The organism is Methyloglobulus morosus KoM1, assembly GCF_000496735.2.
Lineage (GTDB): Bacteria > Pseudomonadota > Gammaproteobacteria > Methylococcales > Methylomonadaceae > Methyloglobulus > Methyloglobulus morosus.
In genome coordinates this window covers 1-10,565 of sequence record NZ_AYLO01000041.1, presented here as the reverse complement: position 1 = coordinate 10,565, position 10,565 = coordinate 1, and the positions used below count along the sequence as shown (strand labels likewise).

14 protein-coding genes are annotated in these 10,565 nt (G+C 48.8%); 1 reads left to right on the top strand and 13 read right to left on the bottom strand.

The window, feature by feature from the left end:
- The 4 genes from MGMO_RS20515 to MGMO_RS05615 all read right to left on the bottom strand — a co-directional run.
- Positions 1-189, bottom strand: a 189-nt coding sequence (locus tag MGMO_RS20515) for a hypothetical protein (RefSeq protein ID WP_235557239.1), incomplete at its 3' end; no start/stop codon positions are given.
- A gap of 186 nt (positions 190-375) precedes the next feature.
- Complete coding sequence (locus MGMO_RS05625; protein WP_023494073.1) at positions 376-837, bottom strand: DUF3465 domain-containing protein; 462 nt, start codon at positions 835-837, stop codon at positions 376-378.
- Positions 838-998: 161 nt separating this feature from the next.
- A complete protein-coding gene (gene thrC, locus MGMO_RS05620) occupies positions 999-2,087 on the bottom strand; it encodes a threonine synthase (RefSeq protein WP_023494072.1) in 1,089 nt (362 codons plus the stop codon).
- Positions 2,088-2,105: 18 nt separating this feature from the next.
- Complete coding sequence (locus MGMO_RS05615) at positions 2,106-3,416, bottom strand: homoserine dehydrogenase (RefSeq protein WP_023494071.1); 1,311 nt, start codon at positions 3,414-3,416, stop codon at positions 2,106-2,108.
- Positions 3,417-3,489: 73 nt separating this feature from the next.
- On the opposite strand from MGMO_RS05615, the gene MGMO_RS05610 reads away from it, so the two are divergent.
- The gene (locus MGMO_RS05610) at positions 3,490-3,681 is read left to right on the top strand and encodes a hypothetical protein (protein ID WP_152976300.1); all 192 of its coding nucleotides are present in this window, start codon (positions 3,490-3,492) and stop codon (positions 3,679-3,681) included.
- Here the strand turns inward: MGMO_RS05610 and MGMO_RS05605 are convergent.
- From MGMO_RS05605 to MGMO_RS05565, 9 genes are all read right to left on the bottom strand, one after another.
- Positions 3,674-4,336 carry a hypothetical protein gene (locus tag MGMO_RS05605; protein WP_023494070.1) on the bottom strand — a complete coding sequence of 221 codons (663 nt, stop codon included), beginning with the start codon at positions 4,334-4,336 and terminating at the stop codon, positions 3,674-3,676. The two genes, MGMO_RS05610 and MGMO_RS05605, sit on opposite strands and share 8 nt — an antisense overlap.
- Positions 4,337-4,405: 69 nt before the next feature.
- Positions 4,406-5,590: an alanine transaminase gene (gene alaC, locus MGMO_RS05600; RefSeq protein ID WP_023494069.1), complete on the bottom strand. Its 1,185-nt coding sequence runs from the start codon at positions 5,588-5,590 to the stop codon at positions 4,406-4,408.
- Positions 5,591-5,726: 136 nt separating this feature from the next.
- On the bottom strand, positions 5,727-6,503 hold the full coding sequence (gene kdsB / locus MGMO_RS05595) for a 3-deoxy-manno-octulosonate cytidylyltransferase (RefSeq protein WP_023494068.1): 777 nt from the start codon (positions 6,501-6,503) through the stop codon (positions 5,727-5,729).
- Entirely contained in the window at positions 6,500-6,694 is a 195-nt protein-coding gene (locus MGMO_RS05590; protein ID WP_023494067.1) for a Trm112 family protein, read from the bottom strand. Before MGMO_RS05590 ends, kdsB begins: the two co-directional genes overlap by 4 nt.
- A complete protein-coding gene (gene lpxK, locus MGMO_RS05585; protein ID WP_023494066.1) occupies positions 6,691-7,683 on the bottom strand; it encodes a tetraacyldisaccharide 4'-kinase in 993 nt (330 codons plus the stop codon). Before lpxK ends, MGMO_RS05590 begins: the two co-directional genes overlap by 4 nt.
- Complete coding sequence (locus MGMO_RS05580; RefSeq protein ID WP_023494065.1) at positions 7,680-8,132, bottom strand: ExbD/TolR family protein; 453 nt, start codon at positions 8,130-8,132, stop codon at positions 7,680-7,682. Before MGMO_RS05580 ends, lpxK begins: the two co-directional genes overlap by 4 nt.
- On the bottom strand, positions 8,132-8,746 hold the full coding sequence (locus MGMO_RS05575; protein WP_036307044.1) for a MotA/TolQ/ExbB proton channel family protein: 615 nt from the start codon (positions 8,744-8,746) through the stop codon (positions 8,132-8,134). Before MGMO_RS05575 ends, MGMO_RS05580 begins: the two co-directional genes overlap by 1 nt.
- 84 nt (positions 8,747-8,830) lie before the next feature.
- Positions 8,831-9,982 carry an MFS transporter gene (locus tag MGMO_RS05570; RefSeq protein ID WP_023494063.1) on the bottom strand — a complete coding sequence of 384 codons (1,152 nt, stop codon included), beginning with the start codon at positions 9,980-9,982 and terminating at the stop codon, positions 8,831-8,833.
- Between the two features lie 59 nt (positions 9,983-10,041).
- On the bottom strand, positions 10,042-10,565 hold a 524-nt coding region (locus MGMO_RS05565; protein ID WP_161808466.1), incomplete at its 5' end, for a DNA cytosine methyltransferase.

Sequence of the window (10,565 nt, the reverse complement as noted above, 5' to 3'; positions counted from 1 at the left end):
CCCATACCCTTTAAGTCCTTTTATACGCTGTTCGGCATGTGCTTGCATACCGCCAAGGTACTTAGTCGATGCTGAAAAACGCAAATTTGTCAGGGCTATCGTCGGATAGTTCAGTTGATAACCCTGCACAAATACAGGTGCACCGCCGGATTGCCGAGGCAACCAAACAAGCCCATCAGATTGGAACAATGTCTGGACGACATTTTAGACTTAGAAAGCTGGGACAGGACCACACTGGAAATGCCCAAAGGAATTCGGAAGCGAATTGAAATTAATTGATGCGTTTGAATAATGCAAGGCGGAATTGCTGGGCTTATTCCACCCTATGGATACAAACATAAAGTGCAATACCTTTCCGTCATTGCGCATGACCAACTACTGATAAATCTTCCCTCGATACCTTAACCAGCCATTGACATGGTTGCCATCCGGGTCATGATGAGTCCAATGAATAAGACCACCTTTACTGTTCCATTCATATAGACCATAAAAAGTAACCGTATCGCCTGGCTTCAAGCCAACGAGACGCGGAGCAATATCTATATTATGCGCAATCAATAAAGTTTGCTTGTTAGCTAAGCGCAGAATAAAGCGTTGATGGCGTTCACCGCTGACATCATCACTTAATAAGCGACCAACTATACCCCGACCCTGCACCTGCAAACCACTTGTTTTATTTAGGAATGCTTGTTTTAAAATCCAGTTACTAGTACTAATTAAAACAGCTTGCTGGTGCTTTATAGCTGCAGAATCTGTCGCCGCTTCTGCGGGAACCTTAATAAAAATAAAGCTAATCAGTAAGTAAACAATAATTTTATAGGGATTTTTATTTTTCATAATAAGCACTTCCTGGTACCGTAAAAATATTGAAAAAACATATCTAAATTAAATCGATAACTCGTAAGATGGGTTAATTGTAGATACCATCTCTCCGTATCAACCCTGATTCATTTGGTGCGTAAAACGCACCCTACAAAATTTAAACCTAAACCAACCCATCACATATTATCCAAAATCGCCTTCTTGACCGCATTCAATTCCGCTTCTATCGTCACTGGATGCGCGGCAGCGCATTGTTTAATCGCGGTATCGGGGTCTTTTAGCCCCACTCCCGTCAGCGTGCAGACGACTTTGCTGCCTTCGGGAATTTTGCCGGATTTGATGTCTTGCATCGCACCAGCAATCGATATTGCCGAGGCGGGTTCGCAGAAGATGCCTTCGTATTGCGCCAGCAGTTTTTGTGCAGTTAATATCTCATCGTCGCTGAATTTGTCGAACCAACCGCCGGATTCATTATGCGCCGCCCAGGCCAAATCCCAGGATTGCGGATTGCCGATGCGGATGGCGGTGGCGACGGTTTCGGGGTTTTCGACCGGATGGCCTGCCAGGAACGGTGCCGCGCCAGCCGCTTGATAGCCGCACATCACCGGGCGTTTATGGGTAACCGCCTTGTGGGTGGCGGTATCGGTGGAATATTCCTTGTAACCCATCCAATAAGCCGAGATGTTACCGGCGTTACCTACCGGCAGACAATGGTAATCCGGCGCATCGCCCAAGTCGTCGATAATCTCGAACGACGCAGTTTTCTGCCCTTGCAAGCGATAAGGGTTAATGGAGTTGACGATCGTCACGGGTGCATGGTCGGCGATTTCTTTGACCAGGTTCATGCCTTGGTCGAAATTGCCGTTGATCTGGATGATGGTGGCATCGTACATCAGGGTTTGCGCCAGCTTACCCATTGCGATCTTACCGTCGGGAATCAACACGAAGGCCTTGATGCCTGCCCGTGCCGCATAAGCGGCAGCGGAAGCCGAGGTGTTGCCCGTTGAGGCGCAAATCACGGCCTTGCTGCCTTCACTGACCGCTTGGGTGATCGCCATCGTCATGCCCCGGTCCTTGAACGATCCGGTCGGGTTCAGGCCTTCAAATTTGACGTATATATCAACATCCTTGCCGATCATTCTTGGGATGTTGTTTAACTTAATCAAGGGCGTATTGCCTTCGTTCAAGCTTATGATGCGGGTGTTGTCTTTGACGGGCAGGCGGTCACGGTATCGGTTTATTAAACCTGTGTAATGTGTAGACATGGTTATACTTAAATTTATTTATCCAAGGGTTTCCAGGCGAATGCGGTTAACCCTACCTGTTACAGTCGGCAAGGCTTCCATCTCGGCAATAGCCGCATTCATTTCATTTTCTAGGGTGATTTGCGTTAACAGGATGATGGGGACTAACGCCCTGTCATCCGTCGGTTTTTTCTGGATAATAGCATCGATGCTGATCTGATGCTTTGCCAGGATACGGGTCACGTCGGCCAGCACGCCGGGCTTGTCTTCCGCATTTAAGCGTAAATAGTAAGCGGTTTTGAATTGCTGCGACGGCAACACCGGAATATTGTGCAAGGCATCGGCTTGGAAGGCCAAATGCGGCACCCGGTTTTCAGGGTCGCTGGTTAACGCCCGCACGACATCAATCACATCCGCCACAACCGATGAAGCGGTCGGATCGGCACCCGCACCGGCACCGTAATACAGCGTAGGCCCCACCGCATCGCCTTTGACCACGATGGCGTTCATCACGCCGTTGACATTGGCGATCAAGCGGCGTTCGGGTATCAGCGTGGGATGCACCCGTAATTCAATACCTTCCTGCGTCTTACGGGCTATGCCCAGATGCTTGATGCGATAGCCTAATTGCTCGGCATATTCCACATCGGCGCGGGTAACCTGGGTAATGCCTTCAGTGTAGACCTTATCGAACTGCAAGGGAATCCCGAAGGCGATGGAGGCCAGAATCGTCAGCTTATGTCCGGCATCGATGCCTTCCACGTCAAAAGTCGGATCGGCTTCGGCATAGCCTAGGGCTTGCGCTTCCGCCAGCACGTCGTAAAAATCGCGGCCTTTGTCGCGCATTTCGGTCAGGATGAAATTGCCCGTACCGTTGATAATCCCGGCAAGCCATTGGATTTGGTTGCCGCTCAGCCCTTCACGAATGGCTTTAATAATCGGAATGCCTCCCGCGACTGCCGCTTCAAAGGCGACGATTACGCCTTGCTCGCTGGCCTTGGCAAAAATCTCGTTACCGTGTAAGGCAATCAGCGACTTATTGGCGGTCACGACATGTTTATGGTTGGCAATCGCCGCCAGCACCATGTCTTTGACTGCGCCTGCACCGCCGATCAACTCCAGGACAATCTCGATTTCCGGGTCGCTGATGATTTCGTAAGGGTCGGTCGTCAAGGCTATGCCTTGGGTGTCGCATATACGTTGCTTGGTTAAATCCTTGGCGGACGCGCGGGTGATGACGATCTGCCGCCCTGCCCTGCGGGCGATTTCTTCGGCGTTGCGTTTCAGCACGTTAACCGTGCCACCGCCAACCGTGCCTAAGCCGATGATGCCTATTTTTACGGGTTTCAAAATAATGCCTTCTAAATATTTTTATTTCATTAATTTTTTAATAGTTCCCATGCTCCGCGTGGGAATTCATTTCATGACGCTCCTGCGTCCCGAAATATTGGTATCAACCGCAATCACGCAACTGCGCCGTAATCCGCCGCATGATAAGGGTACACCACACATTCGGCGGATTACGCCGCGGCCAAACAAAAGTGGCAACCAAAACCCAACCACGTTGCGCGACCAATCCCCCCCCTACGGAATGCGCCTTACGGCCTTTATTTAAGAAGCAATAATCCGATAATAATAACAAAAGCAAATCTATACAAAGCCAATTCTTTGTGAATTAGGCTTTTAAAACTACGCATTAAATCTAAAATCTTGGATTCAAAAGAAGCACTTTCTCCCTCAATAAATTTGAGATTTTCAACGACGGACGCCATTTCAAAAGTAACAATATCAACAAGGTTGATACCATTCTTCCTCGAAGTATCAAGTACTGCATCTTGACCTTCAAAATCACGGCCATATTCAAGATCGCGCGCATATATCATTATTTTTTGTGGACTACGTCCGCTTAATACAAGTGAAAATAATTCTGAAAAAAAAGAATCATCAATGACAACTGAAGCGAATATATTTTCTTCATCCGAAGAATATTCGTCTTCATGTTTTCTATATACAAAAACACCAATTGCTTTATTGGCATCGGTATGCTCATTGTAATAATCGCCATTTTTAACTGTGAGGCTACATTCAACATCTTTTAGTGATGCGCCTTCCTTTGTCAACAAATCAAAATCAGGTGCAATTTTTATCTTAAAATTAATTAATCGTTCTGAAGGCCCGCTTATACCTTCTGTCCATTCATTTTCTTTTACCATACTAATAACCGCTACGGCTGATTTGACTACAAACGGGATGGACATCGAATGATTCATATTAAAACTCTCTCCAAATAATATGCAGGACGGAGTAAATCAGTTTATTCTGACTTGTTTTGTTTTATTCTAGATAACCCCATCCTTCTTCATCATTTGCCTTATACCTCGAATGGCTTGCCGGGTACGGTGTTCATTTTCGATCAGGCCGAAGCGGACATGGTCGTCACCGTACTGGCCAAAGCCGATACCAGGCGCAACCGCCACTTTAGCTTCCAGCAATAGCTTCTTGGAAAACTCCAGTGAACCCATAGCCTGATAAGCTTCCGGGATTTTCGCCCAGACGAACATGGTAGCTTTGGGTTTTTCCACCGGCCAGCCGATGGAGTTCAAACCTTCGCACAACACGTCGCGACGCTTGCGGTACATCTCCGCAATTTCGTGGACGCAATCCTGCGGCCCTTCCAGGGCGGCAATCGCCGCGATCTGGATTGGCGTAAAAGTACCGTAATCCAGGTACGATTTGATCCTTGCCAATGCCGAAACCAGTTCCTTATTGCCGCACATAAAACCCACACGCCAGCCCGGCATGTTGTAACTTTTCGACATGGAAAAAAACTCCACGGCAATGTCCTTTGCACCCGGCACTTGCAGGATGGACGGCGCGACATAACCATCAAACACGATATCGACATAAGCGATGTCATGCACCACCCAAATCTTATGCTCCTTGGCGAGGGCGATGATTTTCTCGAAGAAATCCAGCTCGACGCAGCCGCTGGTCGGGTTGCCGGGAAAGTTCAGGATCAGCATTTTCGGTTTCGGCCAAGAGTCGGTGATCGCCGTTTCTAACGCTTCAAAAAAATCGACGCCTGGAATTAACGGCACATGCCGCACATCCGCTCCGGCAATGACCACGCCGTAAGGGTGGATAGGGTAAGCAGGATTCGGCACCAGCACCACATCGCCCGGCCCTAACGTCGCCAAGGCCAAATGCGCCAAACCTTCTTTCGAGCCGATAGTGACTATGGCTTCTGTTTCTGGATTGAGGTCAATATCAAAGCGGGTCTTGTACCAGTTGCAAATCGCCCGTCGCAACCGTGGTATGCCTTTGGACATCGAATATCGGTGGGTATCGGGCCGCTTGGTCGCCTCCAACATCTTATTGACGATATGGTCCGGCGTAGGCTGGTCTGGATTGCCCATGCCGAAATCGATAATATCCTCGCCCGCCGCCCGCGCCTTGGCTTTAAGCTCATTGACGATATTGAAAACGTAAGGGGGTAAACGGCTGATGCGCTGAAATTGTTCCATTAACTGCTCTTGAGAAATCCAGATTACTGTGGACGTTAAAAAATCGTTCTAAGGTACTGTCACCCATGAGAGATGTCAAATTGGGTTAAGGCAACTGCGATTGACAACTATGACGGGCTAGAAAAACAGGTTCGGCTTATGTCGTCCTGTTGCACAATATTGACTCCTCAACCCTAAGTAAATCTTCCGCCGTATCAACCCCCGCCGCTGGGGCTTTATCAACCACCTTAACTTTAATCGCTTCACCCTGCCAAAGAATACGGAGTTGTTCCAAGGATTCCACTGTTTCCAAAACCGAAGGTTCCCACTGGCAATAACGTTTGAGAAAATCGACCGTATAAGCATACATACCGATATGCCGGTAGTAGGCCATTTTCCCAGAACCCCGCCTATCTTCTTGGGCAAAACCGTCCCTGTCCCACGGGATCGGCGCACGGCTGAAATACAAGGCGTAGCCGTCCTTGTTTAACACCACTTTCACGGCATTAGGGTTGAATATTTCCTCAAAATCACTGATTTTGGCTGCCATTGTCGCTATGCCCGATTGCTGTTGGTCGGCCAAAACCGCAGCGAGTTCCTGGATAATTTCCGGGAGAATGAGGGGTTCGTCGCCTTGTACGTTGACGATAATATCGTCCCCCGACCACCCGCACAGTTCGGCAACTTCGGCAATACGTTCCGTGCCGCTTTGGTGATCCGGTCTTGTCATGATAGTCCGTATACCGAGATCGGAGACGGTTTGCATGATACGCTCGTCATCGGTGGCAACCACGACCTCTTCCGCTCCCGATTGCTGCGCCTTCTCGCAGACATGGGCGATCATCGGCTTGCCCGCGATGTTGAGCAAGGGCTTGCCCGGCAAGCGCGTGGAGGCATAGCGGGCAGGAATGACGACTTTAAAGCACAGCGTCATTTGTATAGGGCTTCGGCTTCTTCGGCCGTTAAGACACGAGCTTCATCTTCCAGCATCACGGGAATGTCGTCCTTGATCGGGAAAGCCAAACGGTCAGCCCTGCAGATAAGCTCTTGATCGGCCTTGTTATAAATCAACCGGCTTTTGCATAGAGGGCAAGCCAGGATGTCGAGCAGTTTTTTGTCTATCATGTTTTTTGTTTAAGTAAGTCTAAAAATTGTTGCCCGAAAGTGGCCTCAGGGACGGCTTTCACGGGTACGTACCAATGGTAAGGCTTGGCAAATCCGGTGCATTTTACCGCATCTTTTTCGGTCATCAGCACGGGTTTGTCGTCGCCCCATTCTATGTCGTCACGGCCAAACGGGTAATGGTCTGGAAAACTGTGCGTCATGCACGACAAGCCATTCATTTCGAGCAGCTTAAAAAAGCGCTCAGGATTCCCGATACCGGCTAAGGCATGGCAATCCAACCCTTGGAATTGTTGCAGCGGCTTTGGTTCATCGGTCAGTATATTAACAGCCGTATCGCCAACCAAGCGCATGGAAACTTCATGGTCAGCGTATTTGTCGCCATTCACCACCGTGAAATCGACGCTGCCTAAGCGTTCGATAGGTTCTCGTAAAGGCCCTGCGGGCAAACAATATCCGTTGCCGAAACGTCGCTCGCCATCAATGACGGCAATTTCAATATCCCGATCCAGTTTGTAGTGCTGTAAGCCATCGTCCGATAAGATCACATTGCAATCGAATCCGTCCAGCAGCCTTTTTGCCGATTCAACCCGCGACGGGCCGACAACCACAGGCAAACAGGTTTGTTTGGCTATCAGCAGGGATTCATCGCCAACTTTTTTGGCATCGCTATGTTTGTTCACGACTTGCGGCCAGGTTTCAGATAGGCCACCGTAACCCCGGCTGATAATGCCAGGCTTATATCCCGATGCGAGCAGCGTCTCCGCCAACCAAATGACTAACGGGGTTTTACCTGTGCCGCCAACGGTAATATTGCCGACGACAATCACAGGAACGGGCAATGTGTGCGACTTTAAAAACCCTTTACGGTATAAGAACCGTCTAACCCTGACGATGTCCGAAAAGACATAAGCCAACGGCAACAACAAAATGCCGAGAAAGGCATCCTTATACCAAACATCCGCAGCCCAGCGAGCCAGCGTCTTTTTCATTTGTCGGTTTCTTCTGAGCCTTCGGATTCCTGCGTCGCGAAAGTAATGTGGTCAAAGCCGACCTGCCCGGCCACATCCAGCACGGTCATCACCGATTGGTGAGGCGTTTTCGCATCGGCACTGATAATAAAGGGTAACTCTTTTTCTTCCTGAGATAGCCTTACCAGTTCACGCATTAGCGTTTCCCGTTTCTGGTCGGGCAATCGACGGCTTTGGCCTTCGTTGCCGCTCATCAGGAAGTAAACACCTTTTTCGTCGATGGTCACGTTTACGCTTTTAGGGTGATTATCGGCTTCTTTACCGTTGGCTTCCGGCAGCTTTATCTTGACTTCGGTATGGCGGTTAAAAGTCGTCGAAACCATGAAAAAAAGCAGCAACACAAACAGCACGTCAATCATGGAGATTAAGGTGATATCAACTTTTTCCCTTCTTTTGCGCTGGAATTTCATCAGCTTGCCTCGCGGTCGCCGTGCAGGATGTCGATCAGTTTTAAGGCTTCATCTTCCATGCCGATGACATATTCATCAACCAAGCGCTCAAAATACCGATGAAAAATCAGGCTGGGAATGGCCACTGTCAACCCTGCTGCCGTAGTAATCAACGCGATCGAAATCCCGCCCGCCAGGGACGCGGGATCGCCCGCACCGTTTTTCATCAGCGACGAAAATATTTCGATCATGCCGAATACGGTACCTAATAAGCCCAGTAATGGACCCACCGCCGCAATCGTACCTAAGGCATTGAGATAACGCTCCAGGTCGTGCGCGACCTTCCGCCCCGCTTCTTCCATGCAATCTTTTATGACTTTCCTGTCATGAAGGCTATTGAAAAGGCCAGCCGCCAGAATATAACCCAGCGGGGAACTGACTTTTAGCTTCCGTAATGTCGTATCGTCCAGCTTATTTTCCATGTAGAGCTTACGTACTTGTGGCAGGAGGTCGGGCGGCAAAATCTTCTTCCGTTGCAACGACCAAAAACGCTCAACGATGATAGCCATTGCAATAATCGAACTTAAAATGATTGGGAACATCATCCAACCGCCACTTTTTATGATTTCAAACACGATATTTCCCGAAGAGTAAAACCTATCATTAAGGTACTAGGTGAAAGGTTGACGGTGCAAGTTTTTTTAACCTGAAATTCCGCCCTAAGTGTAGCAACATTCTTTCCGCCCCACCCATATATAGGCGATTATATAAGCAATGCCGCTGCATACGGCAGCCGTCGAGTAGATCACATGAGACCCTAGCGACTCCCAATAATGACCGCTGGCTAAACTGCCCAACATGCCGCCCAGGCCAAAACTTAAGCTATGATATAACGCCTGGCCTTTGCTTTGATGATGCTGGTCGAAATAGCGATGCACGAAATGGATCGCCGCGATATGCGTCCCTCCGAAGGTGGCGGCATGGAGGAGTTGGGCGACTATCAACAAGCTGGTATTGTCCACATAGCCACCGATCAACACCCAACGTAAGACGGCGAACAGCAAACTGGTCAATAGGATGCCTCGCAAGGAATAGCGTTTCAATAAGCCCTTCATGAACAGGAACAAAACAATCTCGGCGATAACGCCCAAGGACCAAAGCAACCCCGTTGTCGTCGTCGAGTAAAGATGCTGTTTCAGGTAAATCGAATAAAACACATAATACGGCGCATGGGCAAATTGGAGCAGCACATACACCAACAGGAAGGCGATCACCTCCGGTTTCTTGATGATGTTGGCCCATCGAATTGGATGGCGGTCATGGCCAATGTGTCGGCTTTCCGGTGTCGCCAGGGTCGTCAACCAATTCATGGCCAATAAAGCGGTAATCAAAAAGGGCAAAAGCACGATGGGATGGCTGTCGAGCAAGTGACCGACTGCCGTCACTGTCAGTATAAAACCGACCGAACCCCACAAGCGGATGCGGCTGTAGCCATGCGAATCTGCCCGCAAATGGGATAAGGTGATCGCCTCATACAACGGCAAGGGCGCATTCCAGAAAAAGCTAAAGGCTATGGTCAACCAGGCGAATTCCACATAGTTATGGATTGCCAAAAAACCCGCAAACAGGAGCGCCGCAAAAAACGATGTCCAGCGGATGATACGCAGGTTTTTCCGGCTACGGTCGGCAATCCAGCCCCACAAATTAGGCGCAATGATTTTAGTACCCACCAACAGCGCCGACAACTGCCCTATTTCAGCGGAATTGAAGCCGTTTTCCTTAAGGTATAAGCTCCAATAGGGGATGAACGCACCTAATGTGGCGAAATAGCAGAGGTAGAAGCTGGAGAGTCGCCAATAAGGCACGGGCATTTTTAAAGTTTTACAATTGCACTAATGATACGCTGAGGTTCGTTCTTCACCCCACCGAGTTATGCGGCTTTTTGCGTGGAATCGCTTGAGCATAATGTTATGCGCTTTATTTCCTTTGCTAAACTATGCCCTATCTTTTCTGCAAGCATTACAGGAACAGCATTACCAATTTGACGCATCGCCTCTCCCCATACACCTTTAATAACAAAGTCATCGGGGAAAGTTTGTATTCGCTTCGCTTCAAATATGGTGAAATAACGTACACTTCCATCATTGAAGCGTATCATATTCTCTCCGCCTGGAACGCCATGACCTCCAGCTTTAACTGTTTTTGACGGCCAATCAAAATCACTACCTGTGTGTCCTGGATAGGTGCGTGCACCATCGCGAAAGATATGGTCGATTATTCCATGATTTGATTTTGGGTCTGGCGTATCAAATAAAGCATCTCGTATGGTTTGCCACGGCAGAGATTCTGGTTCAAACATGCCGTATTTATTATATAGCCGAGCTATTTTTTCTTTAAGAAGGGCATTTAAAACAGGTCGTAATGATTTAGGAATCTTGTGGCGATCCCAGTATT